This is a genomic window from Flagellimonas abyssi, assembly GCF_019457905.1.
GTDB classification, from domain to species: Bacteria; Bacteroidota; Bacteroidia; order Flavobacteriales; family Flavobacteriaceae; genus Flagellimonas; species Flagellimonas abyssi.
Genome location: NZ_JAHZSV010000001.1, coordinates 46936 through 72024, shown reverse-complemented (window position 1 = coordinate 72024; position 25089 = coordinate 46936). Strand labels below are relative to the sequence as shown.

19 protein-coding genes are annotated in these 25089 nt (G+C 43.8%); 10 read left to right on the top strand and 9 right to left on the bottom strand.

The genetic code is table 11. The features are described 5' to 3' along the window. Positions 1-131 precede the first annotated feature (131 nt). Positions 132-2462: an ATP-dependent helicase gene (locus tag K1F36_RS00315; protein WP_220112017.1), complete on the bottom strand. Its 2331-nt coding sequence runs from the start codon at positions 2460-2462 to the stop codon at positions 132-134. A 221-nt stretch (positions 2463-2683) separates the two neighbouring features. On the opposite strand from K1F36_RS00315, the gene K1F36_RS00310 reads away from it, so the two are divergent. The 5 genes from K1F36_RS00310 to K1F36_RS00290 all read left to right on the top strand — a co-directional run bounded on the left by K1F36_RS00310 (position 2684) and on the right by K1F36_RS00290 (position 7529). Further along, on the top strand, positions 2684-3142 hold the full coding sequence (locus K1F36_RS00310) for a DsrE family protein (RefSeq protein WP_313790053.1): 459 nt from the start codon (positions 2684-2686) through the stop codon (positions 3140-3142). A 22-nt stretch (positions 3143-3164) separates the two neighbouring features. Beyond that, complete coding sequence (locus K1F36_RS00305; RefSeq protein ID WP_220112015.1) at positions 3165-4451, top strand: amidohydrolase; 1287 nt, start codon at positions 3165-3167, stop codon at positions 4449-4451. Positions 4452-4553: 102 nt separating this feature from the next. Beyond that, positions 4554-6116: an FMN-binding glutamate synthase family protein gene (locus K1F36_RS00300; RefSeq protein ID WP_220112014.1), complete on the top strand. Its 1563-nt coding sequence runs from the start codon at positions 4554-4556 to the stop codon at positions 6114-6116. A 41-nt stretch (positions 6117-6157) separates the two neighbouring features. Continuing rightward, entirely contained in the window at positions 6158-6931 is a 774-nt protein-coding gene (locus K1F36_RS00295; RefSeq protein WP_220112013.1) for a DUF724 domain-containing protein, read from the top strand. 76 nt (positions 6932-7007) lie between these two features. Then, a complete protein-coding gene (locus K1F36_RS00290) occupies positions 7008-7529 on the top strand; it encodes a DUF7935 family protein (protein ID WP_220112012.1) in 522 nt (173 codons plus the stop codon). On the opposite strand, the gene K1F36_RS00285 is transcribed toward K1F36_RS00290, so the two are convergent. Together K1F36_RS00285 and K1F36_RS00280 are read right to left on the bottom strand one after the other, a co-directional pair. Beyond that, positions 7530-8444, bottom strand: coding sequence for a patatin-like phospholipase family protein (locus K1F36_RS00285; protein ID WP_220112011.1), 915 nt, complete (start codon positions 8442-8444; stop codon positions 7530-7532). Then, positions 8441-10531: a M1 family metallopeptidase gene (locus K1F36_RS00280; RefSeq protein ID WP_220112010.1), complete on the bottom strand. Its 2091-nt coding sequence runs from the start codon at positions 10529-10531 to the stop codon at positions 8441-8443. The genes K1F36_RS00285 and K1F36_RS00280 overlap by 4 nt, the downstream gene beginning before the upstream one ends. A 46-nt stretch (positions 10532-10577) precedes the next feature. Here K1F36_RS00280 and recG point away from each other — a divergent pair, with 46 nt between their 5' ends. The 5 genes from recG to leuB all read left to right on the top strand — a co-directional run bounded on the left by recG (position 10578) and on the right by leuB (position 17618). Further along, complete coding sequence (gene recG / locus K1F36_RS00275) at positions 10578-12683, top strand: ATP-dependent DNA helicase RecG (protein WP_220112009.1); 2106 nt, start codon at positions 10578-10580, stop codon at positions 12681-12683. A 200-nt stretch (positions 12684-12883) separates the two neighbouring features. Next, entirely contained in the window at positions 12884-14296 is a 1413-nt protein-coding gene (leuC, locus tag K1F36_RS00270) for a 3-isopropylmalate dehydratase large subunit (protein WP_220112008.1), read from the top strand. Positions 14297-14371: 75 nt separating this feature from the next. Then, entirely contained in the window at positions 14372-14968 is a 597-nt protein-coding gene (gene leuD, locus K1F36_RS00265) for a 3-isopropylmalate dehydratase small subunit (RefSeq protein WP_220112007.1), read from the top strand. A 30-nt stretch (positions 14969-14998) separates the two neighbouring features. Next, positions 14999-16516, top strand: coding sequence for an alpha-isopropylmalate synthase regulatory domain-containing protein (locus K1F36_RS00260; protein WP_220112006.1), 1518 nt, complete (start codon positions 14999-15001; stop codon positions 16514-16516). 43 nt (positions 16517-16559) lie between these two features. Continuing rightward, positions 16560-17618 carry a 3-isopropylmalate dehydrogenase gene (gene leuB / locus K1F36_RS00255; RefSeq protein WP_220112005.1) on the top strand — a complete coding sequence of 353 codons (1059 nt, stop codon included), beginning with the start codon at positions 16560-16562 and terminating at the stop codon, positions 17616-17618. 76 nt (positions 17619-17694) lie between these two features. Here leuB and K1F36_RS00250 read toward each other — a convergent pair whose 3' ends face one another. The 6 genes from K1F36_RS00250 to ilvB all read right to left on the bottom strand — a co-directional run bounded on the left by K1F36_RS00250 (position 17695) and on the right by ilvB (position 25079). After that, the gene (locus tag K1F36_RS00250; protein WP_220112004.1) at positions 17695-19287 is read right to left on the bottom strand and encodes an NADP-dependent glyceraldehyde-3-phosphate dehydrogenase; all 1593 of its coding nucleotides are present in this window, start codon (positions 19285-19287) and stop codon (positions 17695-17697) included. Positions 19288-19447: 160 nt separating this feature from the next. Next, positions 19448-20713: a threonine ammonia-lyase IlvA gene (gene ilvA, locus K1F36_RS00245; protein ID WP_220112003.1), complete on the bottom strand. Its 1266-nt coding sequence runs from the start codon at positions 20711-20713 to the stop codon at positions 19448-19450. Positions 20714-20731: 18 nt separating this feature from the next. Then, positions 20732-22207, bottom strand: coding sequence for a ketol-acid reductoisomerase (ilvC, locus tag K1F36_RS00240; protein ID WP_220112002.1), 1476 nt, complete (start codon positions 22205-22207; stop codon positions 20732-20734). Positions 22208-22231: 24 nt separating this feature from the next. Further along, on the bottom strand, positions 22232-22759 hold the full coding sequence (gene ilvN, locus K1F36_RS00235; protein ID WP_207035898.1) for an acetolactate synthase small subunit: 528 nt from the start codon (positions 22757-22759) through the stop codon (positions 22232-22234). Between the two features lie 7 nt (positions 22760-22766). Next, positions 22767-23345 carry an O-methyltransferase gene (locus K1F36_RS00230; RefSeq protein ID WP_220112001.1) on the bottom strand — a complete coding sequence of 193 codons (579 nt, stop codon included), beginning with the start codon at positions 23343-23345 and terminating at the stop codon, positions 22767-22769. Continuing rightward, positions 23346-25079, bottom strand: coding sequence for a biosynthetic-type acetolactate synthase large subunit (gene ilvB / locus K1F36_RS00225; RefSeq protein WP_220112000.1), 1734 nt, complete (start codon positions 25077-25079; stop codon positions 23346-23348). Between the last annotated feature and the right edge of the window lie 10 nt (positions 25080-25089).

The following is a 25089-nucleotide window of genomic DNA, read 5'->3' as shown; positions in this document are numbered from 1 at the left end:
GGTTTGGTCTTAAAATTCAGAATAATAGCTCTGAATTTAAGCATTTTTGTCCATAGCAACCTACTCCCAAAAATTAATTAGAAAATCCCCAAACCAGTAAAGGTTAAATTATCAGAAAGCAAAAATTTGCATTAGGCATTGTCCAAAACCTCAAGCTTGGCAAAGCGCAGCAATAATTTTTTTATTCCACCCTGATCAAAATGTATTTCCGCTTTTCTATCGTTACCGGCACCTTCAATATTAAGGATTTTTCCCCTTCCAAAACGCGTATGGTTCACACGAGCACCTGTTACCAGACCTGGGTCCAAATCCATTGGTTGTGAAGGAGAAGATATTTCGGGCTTTAGTTTGCGCAGCTTACGCAATTGGTTTTCATTTGGCCCCTGAACACTGGGAGGTGTTCCGTTCGATGGCTTTACCTGACGTAGCTTGCTCTTGTCCACCTCGCCAAAAATATTCTTATCGATTGTTGATTTGTATCGGTAGCCATCATTGACCGGCGTTAGGTTCTCTACATATTTTTCTTCAATTTCCTCCAAAAAACGACTTGGTTCGGCATCAATCAATTTTCCCCAACGATAGCGATTTTGTGTATAGGTAAGAAATGCCTGTTTTTCTGCCCGGGTGAGTGCCACATAAAACAGTCGTCGCTCTTCTTCCAGCTCGCTCCTAGTGTTCATGCTCATGGCGGATGGAAACAAATCTTCTTCCATTCCCACGATATAGACGTAGGGGAATTCCAGACCTTTGGCCAGGTGAATGGTCATGAGTGCAACTCTGTCATCATCCTCTATATCCTTGTCCATGTCCGTTGCAAGGGCCACATCCTCCAAAAATTCGGTTAAACTTCCTGTGGCATCTGCAATTTCTTTTTGGCCCTCCACAAAATCCTTGATGCCGTTCAAAAGCTCCTCAATGTTCTCCATTTTGGCAATGCCTTCCGGAGTACCATCCTTTTTAAACTCCAACAAGAGACCTGTTTTTTTGGCCACATGTTCCGCCAAAACAAAAGCATCGGAGCCTTCGTTCATAATTTGGAAGCTCTTGATCATGGTGACAAAATCCGCCAGTTTACGTTTGGTACCGGCATTGATGTTCATATTGAGCTTATCCAAATGTTCCATGACCTCGTAAATGGAACGCCCATAATGATTGGCTGCAACCACAAGTTTATCAATCGTGGTCTGCCCTATTCCGCGCGTAGGAAAGTTTATGACCCGTTTTAGCGCTTCCTCATCTTTGGGGTTGATGACCAACCGTAGATAAGCCAATACGTCTTTGATTTCCTTGCGCTGGTAGAAAGATAATCCACCATAAATACGATATGGGATATCCCGCTTGCGCAGTGCATCCTCAATGGCGCGGGATTGTGAATTGGTACGATACAACACGGCAAACTCACCGTTCTGCATCTGGTTCTGCATTTTGTTCTCAAAAATGGAACCTGCCACATAGCGACCCTCCTCGGCATCGGTAACGCTTCGATGGATTTTTATGAGCCCCCCATCATCATTGGAAGTCCATACATTTTTTTCCAGCTGATTTTTATTGTTTGCAATGATGGAGTTTGCTGCATTTACAATATTCTTGGTGGAACGGTAATTCTGTTCCAATCGATATACGGCCACATTGTCGTAATCCCGTTGAAAATTGAGTATGTTACTAATGTTCGCACCACGGAAGGAATAAATACTCTGTGCATCGTCCCCCACCACACAAATATTTTGGTAACGGTCCGATAACGCCTTTACAATCAAATACTGGGAATGGTTGGTATCCTGGTACTCATCTACCAAAATATATCGGAAACGATCTTGGTATTTCATCAATACCTCAGGAAATCGGGTCAGTAGCTCATTAGTTCGTAGCAACAAATCATCAAAATCCATGGCACCCGCCTTAAAGCATCTATCTACATAGTTCTGATAGATTTCACCCAAACGTGGACGCTTTGCCATGGCATCGGCTTCCATTAATTCAGGATTTTGAAAGTATGCTTTCACGGTAATCAAGCTGTTCTTATAGGATGAAATGCGGTTCTGGACCTGTTTGTACTTGTAAATATCCTTGTCCAGCCCCATTTCTTTGATAATGGCAGCAATCAAACGTTGTGAATCTTGGGTATCGTAAATAGTGAAGTTGCTCGGATAGCCCAGTTTGTCACCATCAAAACGGAGCAATTTGGCAAAAACGGAGTGAAACGTACCCATCCAAAGGTTCTTCGCCTCGGAATTGCCAACAATTGTAGCAATCCGCTTCTTCATCTCACGTGCTGCCTTATTGGTAAAGGTCAACGCCAAAATATTGAAGGAATCCACTCCTTGCTCCATTAAATGTGCGATTCGGTACGTAAGCACTCGGGTCTTCCCAGAGCCTGCACCGGCAATCACCATTAGAGGTCCATCCTTATGCAGCACGGGGGCGCGCTGCGCATCATTCAATTCATCTATAAAATTACTCAAGGGCCAGAAGCTTTTAAAAGTAGCCGTGAAATTAGCCAATATTGAGCTCTTGCTAAAATCAAGCTTTCAATTTTTATAAACATCGTTTTCGGATTTGGACCTATTTTTAAATATATTTAACGTCTCAACTCAAATAGCTGATGAATTTTCAACGTTTACCTCAATTCCTTTTACTTTTTCTTGTGTTTTCTGGATTTTCTCAAACCACCAAATCGGGCCCCGTGATAGAAGGCTACGGTGCGGTATGGGAAATCAACGACCCCGACTTTGAGACGGACACATCCCAAGAATTTAAAGTGGTTTTTGATGTTAAGGATGGCCCTGAGTCTAATACAGAACTTAACAGGAACATTAATACCGTTGCCCGTTTTTTGAATATGCACGCCCAAAGTGGCATACCAACCGCGCAATTAAAGGCAGCATTGATAGTGCATGGCACCGCAGCAAGAAATTTACTTTCCGACGATGCACATAAAGCTAGGTATAAAGTAGAAAATCCAAATAGAGAACTCGTTGAAGAACTGTTATCCGCAGGTGTGGAAATAATCATGTGCGGACAGTCTTCCAAAACAAGGGACCTACCAAAAGAAGATTTGATTCCTGGGGTAAAAATCGCGCTCTCCGCCATGACAGCCAATATTCAATTGCAAAACCAAGGTTACCGCCCGATTAAACTATAAACTAACTCAACACAATTATATTATGAAGAACGTTTTAGCACTTGCACTTTGCACAGCAAGTTTATCCATGTATGCCCAAGATCATGGGCTGGAAAAGGACATCGCTGCCGTTGAATCCAAAGTGATTGAATGGCGTCGAGACATGCATCAACATCCTGAACTGAGCAACCGAGAGTTCAAAACTGCGGAGAAAATCGCTGCCCACCTAAAATCCCTTGGCATAGAGGTACAAACAGGTGTTGCCCATACTGGGGTTGTAGGTCTCTTAAAAGGGGACCATCCGGGAAAAGTGGTCGCTTTGAGAGCGGATATTGATGCCCTACCGGTGACAGAAAGAAACGACCTACCATTTAAATCAGAAGTAAAATCCGAGTATTTGGGCGAAGAGGTCGGAGTGATGCATGCCTGTGGACACGATACACACATTGCTATCATGATGGGAACAGCTGAAGTCTTGGCCAAGAACAAGGACAAAATCCATGGTACCGTAAAATTCATATTCCAACCTGCGGAAGAAGGTGCTCCTCCCGGAGAAGAAGGTGGCGCAGAACTTATGGTCAAAGAAGGTGTTCTTGATAATCCAAAAGTTGATGCGATTTACGGACTTCACATTGGCTCCTACTTACCTGTGGGTCACATTGCCTACAAACCAGGCGGAGCAATGGCCGCGGCACAACGCTTTGTTGTTAAGATCAAGGGAAAACAATCCCACGGTTCACAGCCTTGGGGCGGTATCGACCCCATTTTTGTGGCATCCAAGATTGTAGATGGGTACCAGTCCATCATCAGCCGGGAATTGGAATTGACCAAGGAAGCTGCCGTTATCACGGTCGGAAAAATCAGTGGCGGAGTACGTAACAATATCATTCCGGAAAGTGCCGAGCTTATCGGAACCATTCGTACGTTGGATTATGATATGCAAAAACAGGTAAACGACAGAATGAAGGAAATGGCGGAAAACATTGCCAAAGCCTACCGCGCCGAAGCGACCGTGGAAATTGCAAAAGGTGTTCCAATCACCTACAACGACCCCGATTTAACAGCAACATCGTTGCCCAGTCTTCAAGAAGTGGCAGGAGCGGAAAATGTACATTTGATCAAGGCCATAACAGGAGCTGAGGATTTTTCGTTCTATCAAGAAAATATACCCGGTTTCTTTTATGTTTTGGGAGGAAAAGACCCTAATGCAGGTCCTGATGAGCACTTTCCCCATCACACTCCCGATTTTAAAATTGACGATAGCGGATTACAATTGGGTGTGAAAGCCATGACGGAAATCGCTTTGGATTACTTGGATAGAAGCAAATAATCAATATTAATAAATACATATTTTTAGGCCCCAATGTCCTCCAATATTTGGAATTTGGATGTTGGGGCTTGATATTTGTAGCTACTATATCAAATTGAATAAATGGAAGGATTCCTTGATTTTTTAGGCGACGTCCCTTGGTGGACTTGGGTTTTGATTTTTCTGGCGATAGTGGCCATACGTGACATCTTTTTTCAAAAGGCCCATACCATCAGCCACAACTATCCGGTGGTGGGGCACCTAAGGTACTGGCTGGAAAGTATAGGTCCGGAAATGCGGCAATATTTTGTTGCCAACAATCGGGAAGAACTTCCTTTTAATAGAATAGAGCGAAGCTGGATATATGCATCGGCCAAAAAAGAAAACAATTATGAAGGGTTTGGTACCGATAGGGACATTTACAAGCACCAACATCTTTTTATAAAAAATGCAATGATAGGGTTCCAGGTCCCAGAAAAGCATCCAAATATTGAACATCCATATTTTATACCGTGCGCAAAGGTAATGGGTGCCTATAATAAACGAAGAAAACCATACCGCCCGGCATCCATCATCAATGTATCCGCAATGAGTTTTGGCTCGCTTTCCGCGGCTGCCATCGAATCATTGAACAAGGGAGTTGAAAAGTGCGGCGCCTATCACAATACAGGTGAAGGGGGCCTTTCACCCTATCATAAACAAGGCGGCGATGTGATTTTTCATTTTGGAACCGGATATTTTGGAGTTCGTTCAAGAGATGGAGGGTTTTCAATGGATAAATTAAAAGTCCTTGTTGATGAAAATCCATGTATCAAAGCTATTGAGATCAAGCTTTCCCAAGGAGCCAAACCTGGAAAGGGAGGAGTACTTCCTGGTTCTAAAATCACCCATGAGCTTGCTGAAATCCGTGGCGTGGAAGTTGGAAAAGATGTCATCTCCCCTCCTACACATAAAGCATTTTCCACAATTCCAGAGCTTATGGAGTTTATTGAGTCCATAGCTGAGGAAACAGGACTCCCCGTCGGAATTAAGGGTGCCATAGGTAAAATTGACCAATGGCAAGAACTTGCCGATTTAATGAAGAAAACGGGCAAAGGCCCAGATTTTATAACCATTGATGGCGGTGAAGGAGGCACAGGAGCAGCGCCTCCAAGTTTTGCCGACCATGTTTCCTTGCCTTGGACCTATGGGTTCTCTTCGGTCTACAAGCTATTTCTAGACCATGGCCTTACGGATAGAATTGTTTTTATTGGAAGTGGAAAATTAGGTTTCCCCGGGAAGGCCGCCATGGCATTTGCTATGGGCGCGGACTGCATCAACGTGGCCCGGGAAGCCATGATGAGCATTGGATGTATTCAGGCACAGGTTTGCCACACCAATAGATGTCCTGCTGGTGTTGCTACGCAGAACAAATGGAGACAGAGCGGAATCAACGTGCCGTTGAAATCGGATAGGTTGGCCCAATATTTCAATACCTTCAAAAAAGAATTCTTGGAAATCACCCATGCTGCGGGTTATGAACATCCCTGCCAATTTCATATGGAGGATATACAAGTGAATGTGGACGATGATTATCTTAGCAGCGATATTAGAAGGGTCTACAAGTACCAAAAAGAGAAAGTGCCCTTCACCTCTATGCAGGAGCTCTATAATTGTGAGCATCTTGGAGGCAAGAAAACAACTTAATTAAAAACATTATAACTTAGACCCAAATAATTGTACTACTTATGAAAAACAATCTACTCGTCATTGCGCTTCTTATTATCACCACAAGTGTTTATTCGCAGAGAAAAAGTGATTTAATTGCTGAAATAGACAATCTAAAATCAAAAATATCCGAGGTGGAACAAGAACTCGCTGTTGCAAAAAGGGAAATATCATCCAGTAATGCCGAAGCAGAGGCCTTGAAATCGGAAAATTTAACCCTTCGTGATGCAAATGCAACCCTGTTGGGCAACATGAGCAATTTTTCACAGTTGTCAAAACAGAACTCGGACAATGTAGACCGGGCCATGGCTGCTCTTGCCAGAAAAGAAAAACAGTTAAGTGGAATTAACGATATGATTTCTGCAAACGACTCTACCGCTATTGTTTCTCTGACACGAATTAAACAGACCTTGGGAGAAAATGCCAAAGTAAGTGTTGAAGCTGGCGTAGTGGTCATCAGTAATAGTTTGAATACACTTTTTGGCTCGGACACCTCTGATAAATTGACGGAAGAAGGCAAAACGTGGTTGGCCGGTGTGGCAGATATTATCAAATCCAATCCAAGTTTTAAGGCCGAAGTCGAAGGATTGAACATTACCGGTGAATTTGGCCCTACCTATGACCAAGTGGCTTCTGTGGCCTCCGAACTCGTAACCAGTTTGGAAGTTCCTGCCCAAAACATAGGCATTTCCGCCAAGGATGGTAATTTTAAAGAGGGAATCAACATAAGACTGCAACCCGATTACAAAGGTTTTTACGCTAAGGCCAAAGAAAGTGCCAAGGCGACCCAATAACCTTTAGTCAAAAATACTTTTTACAATTTTGATGCGTTCTTGGTAGTGTAAAATCAATAAAAAACCAGACTACCTTATGAGTGGAGATCAAATCCTTCAGTTATTCGCTTATTTAATGCCGGCCGTTGTAACGGGCGCCGTGGCCTTCTACTTTTTTAGATTGCATACCCGAAACGAAGATGGGCGCAGACGATTTTTATTGCACAAAGATTCCCAAAAGGACACTTTACCGATTCGTTTACAGGCCTATGAGCGCATGGCCCTATTTTTGGAACGAATTGCCCTCAACAGTTTAGTAGTTCGCGTTGCGCCGGCCAGTAAAAACAAAGGTGATTATGAAAACTTGCTCATAAAGCAGATAGAAACTGAGTTCGAACATAATCTATCACAACAAATATACATGTCGGATGCTTGTTGGAACATCATCAAAACTGCAAAGAACACCACGATACAGATAATCCGTTCAGCTGGAATGAGCGCAACTGATTCTCCCGATAAATTGCGAGAAGATATCTTGAACCAGACCATGGAAAAGGAATCACCTTCGAATGCAGCCTTGGCTTATGTTAAAAAAGAGGTGAGCGACCTTTGGTCTTAATCATTCCTGTTTTTCAGGTTCGATAGGGCTCGTTTCGTCGTTCTTGTTCTTGGCATACAGATAACCGCGTTTCCACCACAAGGTCATACGTTCCTTATTGAATATCAATGAGTTTGTGGTGAGAACCGTTGGTGTATAATAAAAATTGATGATAGCATCTTTCTGATTGGCCACCAATTTTCCAATACGCACATTTTGGTTCTCGATACGGTCGAGCATAAAACCAAAAATGGTTGTTATCAAATCAAAAGGGTTTTTAGAGGACATACGGTTCAAGTGGTTTACCTCGGTATGAAGTACCACAACATCCACTTCGGTCGCACCTCGTAACAAAGCCTCCTCTATTGGCACCAGAGTACCAAGCCCTCCATCGGCATATTCACATCCATCTTTCTTTACCAAGCTCATAAATGGCGTATAGTTGGAGGAAATCCAAATCCAATCACAGAATTCGTCGTAGGTGCAGTCATTAATGGATTTATATTCGACCTGGTTCAATGATAAGTTGGATACGGTAACCACTACATCTACCTTACTTTTTTTGAGCTTATTGAACTCTTGGACGGTAATGGAACTACGAATCAATTTTCTAAGGTTCTCACTTTCTCCAAAGGTCTTTTTTCCTTTGATAAAGTTTTTGATAACGTTCCAGTGGTTGATAGCAATGGTCTCTACTCCGTGCTTTTTCTTGATGATAAAAGGGCAATTGTTGAAGATGCTATCCTGATTAACGTTTGAGTAGATATTCTTGATCTTGTCCAACTTGTTCAGGGCCAAATGGGAAATCAGAAGGCTTCCTGTGGATGTTCCGACGAAAAGATCATAATCATGCTTGGCCTCTTGAATCAAAAATTGGGCAACGCCGCCCGCAAAGGCACCCTTGCTACCTCCTCCCGAAATGACCAATGCCCTCATTCACCTAAAGTTTTCTCCAAATATTGCTTTTCTTCCTGACTTAACAAAGGGTAAAGTCCTTTAATACGGGCCGTATTTCCTTCGGATTGCAGAAAGTCGCCCAAAATGGTTCGGGCCGATTTTTTAAAGTGCCACACGTGATGATTGCATGCATCCACGAGGTTTTTTAGCACGATATCGGTAAAGCCACCAATATTTTTAAGATACTCAAAAGCTATCAAACGGGTCTCAAAATGGTGTTCCGCACCCGTGTAACCGCTCAATTCGTCAAAATAAAGCGCCTTTGAATCGGGATTATATTCAGGGGTTACCAAAGCCAGTGTCAACCAGAGCAGTCGAATGTTTTTATTTGGGAAACCTATAATACCATCGGTTTCATTGAGGTATTTGCTCCTATTTTTGGGGAAATCCGTCCATAATCGGTACAAAGCAGCCTCTTTGGTGGTATAGCTTTTGTCCTTTAAAAGGTTCTCCATCTGCATTTGTAGCTCTGCTGGAATTTTGTCTTGGGAGAGGATTGTCGCCTGCCTGGTCTTTAAATCTCCAGATTGAAGGATAGTGCCCAAAAAATCGGCCGACAACTTGTCCCCATAATCCAAAACAAGGTTTTCCTTTAATTGACGGGATTTTAATTTTCTCCAATTGTGCTTTAATATTGCTTCGGCCTTGTCGGGTTGCTCCGCTATCTGTTTTTTAAGCTCAAAATACGTTTTAATGGATGCATTCTTTTCTTGCAAAAAAGAAACCACCTGATTATAGGGAAAATCTGGGTTTTGCAACCACAATTTTTCAAAATCCTCAAGATTATCGTTCGCTGTTTTTTCAATTTCCGCTATAAAATTGGGAATGGTCACATTCTTAAATGCGTATTTGCCAAGGTAGTTTTGAACCCCTTTTTTAAAGGCCGTCTCTCCTACCCTGTCTTGTAGCATCACCAAGGCCCATGCACCTTTTTCGTAGAAGGTTAAGCTACCTGCTCCAGAATTTCGCAAAGCTTCGCCCTGATCATCCTCGGAAAAATTCCGCAGCGCTTGTGCTGTCTTCAATAAATGCCAATAATAATGATCATCGCCAAAAATATCCTTTTCCGCCAGATATGCGTAAAATGTGGCAAAACCTTCGTGCAGCCAATGGTGTTCACTACTGGTTTCCGTGACCAAATCGCCGAACCACTGATGCGCAAGTTCGTGCGCATTGACGTTTACATAGTTTTTGTCCACAAAGGCAGTAGAATCTATCACATACTGATTGGAAAAAATGGTACAAGTGGTATTTTCCATTCCAGCGTAGAGAAAATCCTGAACCGGAACTTGCTTATAGTTTTGCCAAGGATATCCCACGCCGATTTCGTCCTCTAGAAAGTCAAAAATATGTTTGCTGTATCGGTACGTGGGCTCCACTTTAGTAAAATCCGTGGGTTCATAGTACAGTTCAATTGGAATTCCAGAAGAGGATTCAACCGTTTTTTTATTGTAGTCCCCAATGGCAAAACCCACCAGATAGCTGCTCATTGGTTTTTCCATATCAAACTGCCAGGAATACCCTTCGGAATCGGGCAAGGTGTCTTTCTTGACCAACTTGCCGTTCGCAATTACCGTATAATCCTGTTCTAGGATGATATCCAGATCAAACTCGACCTTTTCGGTCATATCGTCAAAACTGGGCAACCAGCGACTGGTATATTTCCCCTGTCCCTGCGTCCAAACTTGCTCATTGTTCCTAACGCCATCATTCCATCCTAAAAAATATACCGTTTGTTTAGGTTTGACTTTATAATCCAGCTTCAAGATATGGGTATCTCCTTTTTCCATCTTTTTATTGATGGTAATTTTTCGGCCATTGTAATCAAAATCTATCTTTGTATCATCCAGCAAAACCGATGAAAATTCCAAGTCCACAGCATCAAGGTAAACGGAACCTACATCTTCAATTACATCAAATTGATAGGTCACGCTACCATTTATGCGGTTTTCGGAGGGTGTGGGTTCAATTGCGACTTGGGCGTGGACAAAGTCCACCTTATCCTGAATTTGGGCGGACAACAACTGTGCGAATAAGAAAAAAACAAATACGGGGCTCAGCTTCATACCATCATCTTATCAAAAGTCCTTCCAAATTACATATTTTAGTTCGATGAATCCCAATTTTCTGCAAACTCCCATAGCATATCTCAAAGGAGTTGGCCCCAATAGGGCCGATGTCCTAAAGGCCGAATTGGGCATTGAGACCTTTAGGGACTTGTTGCATCTCTTCCCGAATCGCTATTTGGACCGGACGAGTTATTATAAGATCGATCAACTGCAGCCCAGCGGTGCGGATGTCCAAGTGGTTGGGAAAATTGTTCATATAAAAACGGTGGAACAAAAACGGGGCAAACGTTTGGTGGCCTCTTTTGTGGATGAAACGGGGCAAATGGACCTGGTTTGGTTCCGAGGGCACAAATGGATCAAGGAAAATTTAAAACTGAACGAGCCCTACGTGGTTTTTGGAAGGATAAACAAATACGGAAGTGCCTTCTCGATGCCACATCCCGAAATGGAGACTTTGCAAAAGCATCAACAAGGGTTGAAAATGGTAATGCAGCCCATCTACCCTTCTACGGAAAAATTGAGCAACAAGGGGATCACCAATCGGGTCATCGGAAAAATGGTTCAACAATTGTTCCTGGAATGCCAAGGCAAGTTTCCCGAATCCTTGTCACGCCCCATTTTGGAAGAATTAAAGTTGATTTCCAAGAGCTCTGCACTCTTCAACATTCATTTTCCGAAGAATCAAGAATTGTTGGCAAAAGCGCAGTTTCGATTAAAGTTTGAAGAGTTGTTTTTTGTGCAGTTGCGGTTGATATCCCAGAATTTACAGCGGAAGCAAAAGATAAAAGGGATGCCCTTTGAGGCCGTGGGCGAAAAATTTACCGAATTCTTTGAAAACCACCTACCCTTTGAGCTTACGACAGCGCAAAAAAGGGTAATCAAGGAAATTCGGAACGATTTGGGCAGCAACGCCCAAATGAACCGATTGCTGCAAGGCGATGTGGGGTCTGGGAAAACGATTGTGGCCTTGATGTGTATGCTTTTGGCCATTGACAACGGTTTCCAAACCTGTTTGATGGCTCCCACTGAAATTTTGGCAGCCCAACACTACAATGGGCTCAAAGAACTGTTGGAAAACATGGACGTTAAGATTGCCCTGTTGACCGGTTCCACGAAAAAGTCCGAACGCACCTTGCTCCACAATCAACTGGAAAATGGCAATTTGAACATACTGGTCGGCACACACGCGGTTTTGGAGGACAAAGTGCAGTTTCAAAATCTTGGGTTGGCCATAGTGGATGAACAGCATCGGTTTGGTGTGGCGCAGCGGTCAAAATTGTGGCATAAAAATCAGACGCCTCCCCACATTTTGGTTATGACGGCAACCCCTATTCCCAGAACCTTGGCAATGAGCCTTTATGGAAATTTGGACATCTCTGTGATTGATGAGCTACCACCCGGAAGAAAACCCATCAAAACGGTCCATAGATACGATAGCAACCGACTAAAGGTGTTTGGTTTTATCAAAGATGAAATTAAAAAAGGCAGACAAATCTATATTGTCTATCCACTGATTCAAGAATCCGAAGCGCTCGATTATAAAGATTTGATGGATGGTTATGAAAGTATTGTCCGTGATTTTCCGCAACCCGAGTATCAGATTTCGATTGTACACGGCAAAATGAAGCCGGCTGACAAAGATTATGAAATGGAGCGTTTTGTTAAGGGCGAAACACATATCATGATCGCCACCACGGTCATCGAAGTGGGCGTTAACGTTCCCAACGCCTCCGTAATGATCATTGAGAGTGCCGAACGCTTCGGGCTATCGCAATTGCATCAGCTTCGAGGTCGCGTGGGCCGAGGTGCGGAACAGAGCTTTTGTATTCTAATGACGGGCCATAAACTATCTGAAGATGCCAAAACCCGTTTACAGACTATGGTACGCACCAATGATGGTTTCGAAATTGCCGAGGTCGACCTTAAGCTTCGTGGCCCGGGAGATTTGATGGGCACCCAACAAAGCGGTATGCTGAACCTCAAAATAGCGGATATCGTTAAAGACAATCAAATTTTGAAAACGGCCCGCTATCACGCCATTCAATTGCTGAAGGAGGACCCAAGGCTGGAAAAAACCGAAAATGCGCCTATTCTAAATGCCTTCACCAAAATGATGGCCAACAAAACCATTTGGAATTATATTAGTTAGCAGCGATTTAGGTTTGTAATTGGAAGACCATACAATTCCGCACACTTCTTTGTTATAAATTGAAAATCAACCCTTAAGATTTGTTAACTTTAAAAACAACCCATTGAAATTGCGGTTGAACATCGTAATTTTACCAGAACCGAAAATCGGTTTCACATACAAATTTTAACTTTGTAGGCTTACAAATTATGGAAGACACAATGAGCAAGACACTTTTTGATAAAGTTTGGGATTCCCACGTGGTAAAGCATATTGAGAATGGTCCGGATGTACTCTTTATTGACAGGCATTTGGTCCACGAAGTAACGAGTCCCGTAGCTTTTTTAGGATTAAAGAACAGAGGAATTAAAGTATTGTACCCAGAGCGCACCTTTGCGACCGCAGACCACAATACCCCGACCCGAAACCAGCACTTGCCCGTTAAGGACCCTTTGTCCGCCAATCAATTAAGGGCATTGGAAGAAAACGCCAACGCCCACAACATACCGTATTGGGGACTTGGACATAGGAAAAACGGCATTGTACACGTAATTGGCCCGGAAAACGGAATAACGGTCCCCGGAGCCACTATTGTTTGTGGAGATTCGCATACCTCTACCCACGGAGCCTTTGGTGCCATTGCCTTCGGTATTGGAACCAGTGAAGTGGAAATGGTATTGTCCACCCAATGCATTATGCAGCCCAAGCCCAAAAGTATGCGTATCAATGTAAGTGGAGAATTGAGCGAAGCCGTCACTCCCAAAGATGTGGCGCTTTTCATCATTTCCAAATTATCCACCTCCGGTGCTACTGGATATTTTGTGGAATACGCTGGAGATGTTTTCAAAAATATGTCCATGGAAGGCCGTATGACGGTTTGTAACCTGAGTATTGAAATGGGTGCCCGTGGTGGTATGATTGCTCCTGACGAGAAGACATTCGACTACATCAAGGGAAGAGAATATACTCCAAAAGGCAAGGACTGGGATGCTGCGATGGAATATTGGAGCACGCTTTATTCTGATGGAGATGCTGATTTTGACAAAGAGGTCATTTTTGATGCGAGCGAAATCGAACCTATGATCACTTTCGGTACCAACCCGGGTATGGGCATTGGAATCAGTAATACCATTCCTTTGGCCGAAACCATTGATGGTGCCGTTGCGACCTACAAAAAATCCTTGGAGTATATGGACTACAAAGAAGGAGAGCCTATGGTGGGCAAGCCTATCGATTTTGTGTTCCTTGGAAGTTGTACCAATGGTAGGATTGAAGACTTTAGAGCTTTTGCATCGATCATAAAAGGAAGAAAAAAGGCCGACAACGTAACCGTTTGGTTGGTTCCTGGCTCGCACAAAGTGGAAGAAGCCATCAAGGAAGAAGGTATCTTGGATATTTTGACCGAAGCTGGTTTTGAATTAAGAGAGCCTGGATGTTCTGCTTGCTTGGCGATGAACGATGACAAAATTCCCGCAGGCAAATATGCCGTAAGTACTTCCAACAGAAACTTTGAAGGGAGACAAGGCCCAGGTGCCCGCACACTTTTGGCCAGTCCATTGGTGGCCGCTGCAGCTGCTGTTACAGGTAAAGTAACCGACCCAAGGGAGTTAATTCACGAAGAAGTATTGGCGTAACAATAAACAATGTGCAATTATCATTGGACAATCCATTGGTAATTGAGAATTGAAAAACTGATAATTAAATTAGAAATGGCTTACGATAAATTCAACATACTAACCAGTTCAGCGGTACCATTACCCATCGAAAATGTGGATACTGATCAGATAATTCCTGCTCGATTCCTAAAAGCTACCGAGCGTAAAGGGTTTGGCGACAATTTGTTCCGTGACTGGCGATACAATTCAGACGGAACACCAAAGGAGCAATTCGTGCTGAACAACCCCATCTATTCCGGAAAGATTTTGGTGGGCGGAAAAAACTTTGGTTCCGGTTCTTCAAGAGAACACGCAGCTTGGGCGGTTTACGACTACGGATTCCGCTGCGTAGTATCCAGCTTTTTTGCGGATATTTTTAGGGGCAACTGTCTGAACATCGGTGTACTTCCTGTTCAAGTGAGTCCAGAGTTTTTGGACAAAATCTTCAAGGCAATTGAAGCCGACCCAAAAACGGAGTTGGAAATCAACCTGCCAGAACAGAAGATTACCATTCTGGCAACCGGTGAAAGTGAAAGCTTCGACATCAACGATTATAAAAAAGGCAATATGCTCAACGGATTTGATGACATCGACTATTTGTTGAACATCCAAGGAGATATTGAAAAATACGCAGAAAACACACCCCTATAACTCATTCGTCGGAACGCTACGTCCATTACAATGAAAACACGCACCATAGAAATTATGGACACCACCCTACGGGATGGTGAACAAACCTCTGGGGTTTCTTTTTCGGCTTCAGAAAAACTTACCCTGGCCAAACTCTTGTTGGAAGAACTCAAGGTAGATCGCATCGAGGTGGCTTCGGCCCGTGTTTCCGAAGGAGAGTTGCAAGCTGTAAAAAGCATTACCGATTGGGCCGCTACGGAGGATTATTTGTCCAAAGTGGAGGTATTGACCTTTGTGGACAATGGGGTATCGCTCAAATGGATGCAAGAAGCTGGCGCCAAGGTTCAAAACTTGCTCACCAAGGGTTCATTGAATCATTTAACCCATCAGCTTAAAAAAACTCCAAAACAACACTTTACGGAAATAGAAAAGGTTGTTTCGGAAGGGAATAAACTAGGGATAGACACCAACGTTTATCTTGAGGATTGGAGCAATGGAATGCGCAGTTCCAAGGACTATGTTTTTCAGTTTTTGGATTTTTTAACCGAGCAACCCGTTAAACGAATTCTGCTTCCGGACACCCTAGGAATTCTTACACACACCGAGACAAGCGCTTTTCTAAAAGAAATCATTGAAAGGTATCCCAATACCCATTTCGATTTCCACGGCCATAACGATTACGATTTGAGTGTTGCCAATGTAATGGAAGCCTTAAAGGCCGGGGTCCACGGATTGCACCTTACCGTAAACGGGATGGGCGAACGCGCGGGAAACGCACCTTTGGCAAGTGCAGTTGCAGTAATCAACGATTTTTTACCGGAAATCAAGATAGGCGTAAAGGAATCATCTCTTTACAAAGTAAGTAAATTGGTATCTGCCTTTACAGGCTTCAGCATACCTGACAACAAACCTATCGTTGGAGACAATGTTTTTACCCAAACTGCTGGAATACACGCAGATGGAGACAGCAAGAAGAATCTTTACTTTAACGACTTGCTCCCTGAAAGATTTGGTAGAAAACGTAAATATGCACTGGGCAAAACATCAGGAAAGGCCAACATCCAAAAGAACCTTCACGAGCTTGGATTGACCTTGAACGATGATGAACTGAAAAAGGTTACCGAACGCATCATTGATCTTGGAGACAAAAAAGAACGCGTAACCAAAGATGATTTGCCCTACATCATTTCCGATGTGCTGGACAACAAGCTGCATCAGCAAAAGGTATTTGTAAAATCGTACGTGCTGACCCATTCCAAAGGTTTGAAGCCCTCCACTACCCTTTCCATCGAAATTGAAGGAAAGACCTATGAGGAACACGCCCAAGGGGATGGTCAATTCGATGCTTTTATCAACGCATTGAAAAAAGTATACAAAAAGGAAGGGAGAGAACTCCCAAAATTGGTGGATTATGCCGTTCGTATCCCGCCAGGCAGTAACTCGGACGCACTTTGTGAAACCCTGATCACTTGGCAGACCAAGGATAAGGATTTTACCACACGCGGGCTGGATTCAGACCAAACGGTATCTGCCATAAAAGCCACTGAGAAAATGCTAAACTTGGTTTAACCATACATTGATAATTGTTTATTGAAAACTGATAATTGAAGAAATGAAATTAAACATAGCGCTCTTGGCCGGAGATGGAATTGGCCCAGAAGTAATAGATCAAGCCGTAAAAGTATCCGATGCCGTAGCTGCGAAGTTCGGACACGAAATTAGTTGGACACCTGCACTTACGGGTGCTGCAGCGATTGATGCTGTTGGCGAACCATATCCAGATCAAACCCACGAAGTCTGTGTGGCCGCTGATGCCGTTCTTTTTGGTGCCATTGGTCATCCACGTTTTGACAACGACCCATCTGCCAAGGTACGTCCCGAGCAGGGTTTGTTGAAAATGCGTCAGAAGTTGGGATTGTTTGCCAATGTACGCCCAACCTTCACCTTTCCATCTTTGATAGAAAAATCCCCTTTGAAAAAAGAGCGCATTGAAGGCACCGACCTTGTTTTTCTGCGTGAACTCACTGGAGGCATCTATTTCGGAAAAAGAGGTCGTGAGGATAACGACAACACGGCTTACGATACTTGTACCTATACCCGTGCAGAAGTGGAGCGTTTGGCCAAAAAAGGTTTTGAAATGGCGATGCAGCGTTCAAAAAAGCTATGCTGTGTGGACAAAGCAAACGTTTTGGAAACGTCCCGTTTGTGGAGAGAAACCGTTCAGAAACTGGAAAAAGACTATCCTGAAGTGGAAGTGTCCTATGAATTTGTGGATGCCGTGGCCATGCGTTTGGTACAATGGCCAAGCGCTTATGATGTGTTGATCACAGAAAACCTATTTGGCGATATTCTAACGGATGAAGCTTCTGTGATTTCAGGATCTATGGGCTTGATGCCTTCCGCTTCTTTGGGTGAAAAGACATCGTTGTTCGAGCCCATCCACGGTTCTTACCCACAAGCGGCCGGAAAAGATATCGCCAACCCATTGGCGACGGTTTTGTCCGCTGCAATGATGTTCGAAACGGCATTTGGACTTAAAGACGAGGCCGAGGCCATTCGCGAAGTGGTAAACAAATCACTGGCCGAAGGTGTGGTCACCGAAGACCTTGCCGATGGCGGAAAAGCTTACAAGACCAGCGAAGTTGGCAACTGGTTGGCTGAAAATATTTAATCGACCCCCCACATAAAAACCAATAAGAAAGCCCCGAATTTCGGGGCTTTTTTTATATGAAAAATGTGTTTCTCCTCTACAAAATATAATCGGTACTCAAAAAATTGCTCACTTTGGCTTCCATTAGTTGCTCCACGGTTTGAACGTTCAAATTGTTGTCCTTAAATGCGACAAATGTTCGGATAGAGAACGAACGCAATGCATCATGCACGCTCAATGTGGATTGCGCAGAGTCCTTTCTTCCCGTAAATGGGTACACATCCGGTCCACGCTGGCAAGAACTGTTCAGGTTCACCCTGCACACCAAGTTGGCCAAGCTGTCGATAAGCGGTGACAAAGTATACACGTCTTTCCCGAACAAGCTTACTTGCTGGCCATAGTTGGATTCTGCCATATCATCCAATGGCTCTTCAATATCTTGAAAAGAAAGTACAGGAATTATTGGTCCAAATTGCTCTTCTTGATATACTCGCATATCCTTGGTTACAGGATAAAGCACTGCTGGCCATATGTAATTGTCAAAATGCTTCCCTCCTTTTTTGTTGATGATTTTAGCGCCTTTAGCCAAAGCATCATCCAACAACTCCTGAATATATGCAGGCTTATCGGGTTCGGGAAGTGGTGTCAGGTTAACGCCGTCGTCCCATGGATTACCGAATTTTAATCCATCGACTTTCTCTGCGAAATTCTTTAGGAATTTATCCTTGATTTCATCGTGAACGTAGACCACTTTTAATGCGGTACAACGCTGCCCATTAAAGGACAAGGTACCCGAAATACACTCGTTGACGGTTAAATCCAATTCAGCATCGGGAAGTACAATGGCGGGGTTTTTGGCTTCCAAGCCCAAAACCAAACGCAATCTGTTGCTCTTGGGGTGTTGTTCTTGTAAGGCATTCGCTGATTTACTGTTTCCTATCAAGGCCAGCACATCCACCTTTCCTGTTTGCATTATGGGGGCCGCTACGGTTCTTCCTCTGCCGAAAAGTATATTCACCACTCCTTTTGGAAAACAACTCTGAAAAGCTTCCAGAAGTGGCGTAATCAACAAAACTCCGTGTTTTGCCGGCTTAAAAATGGTCGTGTTCCCCATGATGATAGCGGGAATCAACAAAGCAAAAGTCTCATTCAACGGATAGTTGTATGGCCCAAGGCACAACACCACTCCAAGAGGCCCCCTGCGAATGTGGGCATAAACACCATCATGCTTTTCAAATTTCGCATTATTGCGGTCTAATTGCTTATATTCCTCAATGGTGTCGTAAATATACTCAACGGTACGATCGAACTCCTTGTAAGAATCTGGCTTGGATTTTCCTATCTCCCACATCAAAAGCTTCACTACTTGTTCACGCTTTTGCTCCATTTTTTTTACGAAGGCTTCCATACACTCAATACGGTCCTTCACTTTCATGGTTGGCCAAAGCCCCTGTCCTTTGTCGTAGGCTGCCAAAGCGGCCTCCAAAGCATCCAAGGCCTCGGCTTCTCCCATATCGGGCACACTCCCCAAAGCGGTAGGCGCGTATTCTTCAGTTGATGAAATGGTAGATACTACTGGGGTGGTTTCACCCTCCCATTTACGTAATTCCCCGTTGACCAAATATGTTTTTTGATGAATCTCTTCGGTTATCTGAAAAGCTTCTGGTATTGCCTTTGTAGTTGTTGCCATTAGTTATTGTTTTTAAGCGATTAGTGTTGATAAATGGTCGCCCATTCTACACAAAGCTAACAGAAAAACCATTGAAAATCACGTTGTTTTTTACGCAAACGCTTTCGTGTAGATCGAAAACCAACCTTTATAATAATGATGCTTGAAAATGTTGGTGGCATCACACCAAATACTGGAACAAATCAGGTTTGTTATTGAGATAATCCCCATAGAAATTGTTCTCTTTCATCCGTTGGATCAAAGGCTCCAGATCGTCGGGCGATTTTAGTTCCACCCCAACAATGGCAGGCGCATTTTCCCTACTCGATTTTTTGGAATATTCAAAATGTGTAATGTCGTCATTGGGCCCCAAGATATCCACTACAAACTCTTTCAAAGCTCCTGGACGCTGCGGAAACCTCACTATAAAATAATGCTTCAATTGGGCATACAACAAGGCCCTTTCCTTGATTTCGGCCGTACGGGTAATATCGTTATTACTTCCGCTTACCACACAAACGACGTTTTTGCCTTTGATTTCTTCCTTAAAATAGTCCAAAGCCGTAATCGTCAGGGCGCCTGCGGGTTCCACCACAATGGCATCCCTGTTATAGAGATCCAAGATGGTCTGGCACACTTTCCCTTCGGGAACGGTGATCATTTTATGTAAATGCGCTTTGCAAATGGGATAGGTCAACGACCCAACCTTTTGAACGGCTGCTCCGTCGATAAACTTATCGATGTTTTCCAACTCCACCAGTTCACCCTCTTCTATGGATTTAAGCATGGATGGTGCTCCTTCCGGCTCCACCCCAATAATCTTTGTCTTGGGGGACAATGCTCGGAACGTGCCACACAATCCCGATGCCAATCCACCACCGCCAACGGCCACAAAAACGTAGTCGATGGGTTCATTGGATTGTTGCAGTATCTCCAAACCAACGGTTGCTTGGCCCTCGATGGTTTTTTCATCATCAAACGGATGTACAAAGGTTTTACCCTCTTGCTCACAAAATATTTGGGCGGATTTTTTGGAATCGTCAAAGGTGTCTCCCTCCAAGACCACATCAACCCATTCACCACCGAACATCTTGGTCTGGTCTATTTTCTGCTTTGGAGTCACCACGGGCATATAAATGGTCCCTTTTACCCGCAAACGACTACAGGCAAAGGCAACCCCCTGCGCGTGGTTTCCAGCACTGGCGCAAACCACACCGCTGTCCAATTGTTTTTGGCTTAACGAACTTATTTTGTTGTACGCACCGCGGATTTTGTAGCTGCGTACCCTGTGAAGATCTTCTCTTTTGAGAAGAATATTGGCCCCATGCGATTTGGAATAGCGGATACTTTGCTGCAAGGGTGTTTCCTCTGCCACTTGGGCAATGGTCTTTGCTGCTTGATAAATATCCGCTATTTGCGGAAAATAGGTTTCCACAGTTTCAGTCATGGGGCCAATGGTTTTGCGTTATCCTATTGGCTTCATTGCGGTCATGGATGCACGCAATCTTGCACCGACAACTTCTACATCATGCTCGCGGATCGCTTTGTTCACAGCAATCAACCTTACGTTGTCCACGCCGGTATCTTTGCCTTCGCCAAAGTGTTTTCCAATGATTTCCGTATCCACCTGCTTCATAAAATCGGTCAACAATGGCTTACAAGCATGATCGAACAAATAACAACCGTATTCAGCCGTATCGGAAATCACACGGTTCATTTCGAACAATTTCTTTCTTGCAATGGTGTTGGCAATCAATGGTGTCTCATGCAACGATTCGTAGTACGCGGACTCGCCGATGATCCCTGACTCGGTCATGGTCTCGTAGGCCAATTCCACACCGGACTTCACAAAGGCGACCATCAACACGCCATTGTCGTAGTATTCCTGCTCGGAGATTTCCATATCCCCTGCCGGTGTTTTTTCAAATGCGGTTTCTCCCGTGGCAGCTCTCCAGTCCAATAGGTTTTTATCCCCATTGTCCCAGTCTTCCATCATGGTTTTGGAGAAATGTCCGCTCATAATGTCATCCATATGCTTTTGGAACAATGGACGCATGATCACTTTCAATTCTTCGGCCAAATCAAAGGCTTTGATCTTGGCTGGATTGGACAAGCGGTCCATCATATTGGTAATACCTCCCTGCTTCAAACCTTCGGTAATGGTTTCCCACCCGTATTGAATCAATTTGGAGGCGTAGGCTTCATCCACTCCTTTTTCGACCATTTTGTTGAAGGAAAGAATAGATCCTGTTTGCAACAAACCACAAAGAATAGTCTGCTCTCCCATCAAATCTGACTTTACTTCCGCCACAAATGATGACTCAAGAACCCCTGCCTTGTCCCCACCGGTTCCAGCCGCATACGCTTTGGCCTGTTCCAAACCTTTTCCTTCCGGGTCGTTTTCTGGATGAACGGCAATCAAAGTAGGTACACCGAACCCTCTTTTGTACTCTTCACGCACTTCCGAACCAGGACTTTTTGGGGCCACCATAATCACAGTAAGGTCCTCACGTACCTGCATTCCTTCTTCCACAATATTGAAACCGTGCGAGTAGGACAACGTAGCTCCTTTTTTCATCAAAGGCATTACTGTGCTTACCACATTGGTGTGCTGCTTGTCCGGGGTAAGGTTGATGACCAAATCAGCGGTTGGAATCAATTCCTCGTAAGTTCCCACCGTAAAGTTGTTTTCCTTTGCGTTTTTGTAGGATTGACGTTGTTCCTTGATTGCAGCTGGACGCAGAGCATAGGAGATGTCCAAACCGGAGTCACGCATGTTCAGTCCTTGGTTCAACCCTTGGGCACCACACCCAACAATTACAATTTTTTTTCCTTTTAGTGCGGTAACACCATCAGCAAACTCGCTGGAATCCATAAATCTACATTTCCCCAACTGTGTCAGTTGTTCGCGAAGTGATAGTGTGTTAAAGTAATTTGCCATTTTTAATATTTGATTTTACGCTATTTAGTTTTCTTGAAATTCCTGTAATATTTCGCTGATCGGCATTGCCGCCTTCGTCACCGCAATGCGACCCGAACGCACAAACTGCATAATGCCGTAGGGCAAAAGCGCATCGTGCATTTCGTCTATTTCGTGCCTGCGACCTGTTTTGGCCAAGGCAAAAAACTCACGGTTCACGGTTACGATCTGTGCATTGCTTTCTTTGATGATATTCTGAATCTGCCTTTCATCGAACAACAAATGCGAAGCGATCTTGAACAATGCCGATTCTTGATAAATGGTTTCATCATCGGTATGGTAATAGGCCTTAATGACCTCTATCTGCTTTTCAATCTGACCCACGATCTTGCGTGTCCAATCCTCTGTCGTGAAAACCACAATCGTAAATTTTGAAACACCCTCAATCTCTGATTTTGAAACATTTAAACTTTCAATATTAATGTGTCTCTTTAAGAATATTCCTGATATCCTATTGAGCAATCCTACATGATTTTCGGAATACACCGAGATGGTATACCATTGTTTTCCCATGCTGTTCTTATTTTTTTACTGCGACTATAAGTCCTGTGGACCAGTCCATCTTTGTTATTGTAATGTCTTTTCTTTTTTCAATTGATTTGATCAATTGGTTTGCCTTTTGTTCATGTCCTTCCGGCCAATTGGGCTGTTTTTTCATATCGTCGATTACATAGTAACCGCCCTTTTTCAACAATCCCAAGGTTCTGTCCAAATGACTGTACTTTCCCGGCCACGCATCTGCAAAAATCAAATCGAAAGTATCGCCATTGTATTCCTCCAACCATTTCCCTCCATCATCACACACAAGCTCCAATCTGTCTTCGTCTTCAAAAAACAATTTTGCCACTTCGATGAGCGAAGCATCATTGTCTACACTTATGATTTTTGAATCCTCGTCCATTCCCTGAATCAACCAAGACAATGATAGTCCGATTCCTGTACCCAATTCCAAAAACTTACCTGATGGTTTTGATGCCACCAATGTTTTCAATAAAGTGCCAATATAAATATCGGAAGGCATGGTAAATCCCATCTCCTTGCTCTTCTCAAGCAAATCTTGATATTGCTTGGGTTTTTCTGTGATAGTGGATTGATCCATTTACTTCAACCTGATATCTGAAACGGATGCCCCTGATGGAATCATTGGGAATACATTATCCTCTTTTTCCACCTTAACTTCCAAAAAGTATGGGTCCTTGGAGGCCATCATTTCTTTTACCGCCTCTTGAAGGTCGCCACGTTCGGACACTCTTCTTGATTTGATATGATACCCCTCAGCGATTTTTACAAAATCCGGGTTGGTCATTACCGTAGAAGCATAGCGTTTGTCGAAGAACAATTCTTGCCATTGTCGCACCATTCCCAAGTGATCGTTGTTCAACACCACGATTTTGACGGGCACATTGTGCTGGAAAATAACACCGAGTTCCTGAATGGTCATTTGATAACCGCCGTCACCGATAATAGCGACCACTTCGCGATCCATTGCACCCATTTTGGCACCAATGGCCGCTGGAAGTCCAAATCCCATGGTTCCTAGGCCTCCAGAGGTTATATTGCTCTTGGATTGCTTGAATTTGGCATAGCGACAAGCAATCATTTGGTGTTGTCCCACATCGGAAACAATCACGGCTTCATGGCCAGAAGCCATATTGATTTGCTCGATTACTTCGCCCATCGTCAACCCTTCCTTGGTCGGATGAATATCGTTGTTGATCAAGGTGTCATATTCAATTTGATACATTTTATCAAATTCGGCTTTCCATTCTTTATGCTCATTTTTATTGACCAAAGGCAATATCTGGCTTAAAGTTTCCTTGGAATTGCCCAAAACAGCCACATCCACTTTCACGTTTTTGTTGACCTCTGCTGGATCTATCTCAAAATGAATGATCTTCGCCTGCTTCGCGTAGGTATTCAAATCTCCGGTCACACGATCATCGAAACGCATTCCGATGGCGATGAGCAAATCACACTCGTTGGTCAACATATTGGGACCGTAATTTCCGTGCATGCCCACCATACCCACATTCAACGGATGGTCGGTATCCATGGCAGAAAGACCTAGAATGGTCCAAGCTGCGGGGATTCCGGTTTTTTCAACAAGGGCTTTGAGTTCGGCTTCTGCTTCGCCCAAAATCACCCCTTGACCAAATACAATAAATGGCTTTTTGGCACTATTGATCAATTCGGCCGCTTTTTCAAGACTACTAGGCTCCGGTTTGGGAGCTGGTTTATAGCTTCTTACCGCTGTACATTTTTCATATACAAAATCAAGCTCATCAAACTGGGCATTTTTGGTAATGTCCACCAATACAGGCCCCGGTCTTCCTGAGCGGGCAATGTAAAATGCCTTCGCCATAATCTCTGGAATCTCTTCCACCCTGGTAATCTGATAGTTCCACTTGGTTACTGGCGTGGAAATGCCCACGATATCCGTTTCTTGGAACGCATCGGAACCCAAAAGGCTTCTGGTCACCTGGCCCGTGATACAAACCATGGGGGTGCTATCTATCTGCGCATCGGCAATTCCAGTGACCAAATTGGTCGCACCAGGGCCTGAAGTTGCCATAGCGACCCCTACTCTGCCGGTAACCCTTGCATAGCCTTGGGCGGCGTGCGTGGCACCTTGCTCGTGACGCGTCAAAATATGCGTCAATTTATCTTGAAACTTGTAAAGTTCATCGTAGACGGGCATAATGGCACCGCCTGGGTAACCGTATATCAAATCGACCCCTTCCGCGAGCAAACAATGGATAATGGCTTCTGCACCAGAAATCCTGATTGATTTTTGACTTTTACTATCTTTTTTTTGTGCTTTTAATGTCTCCATAAGCCTGTAT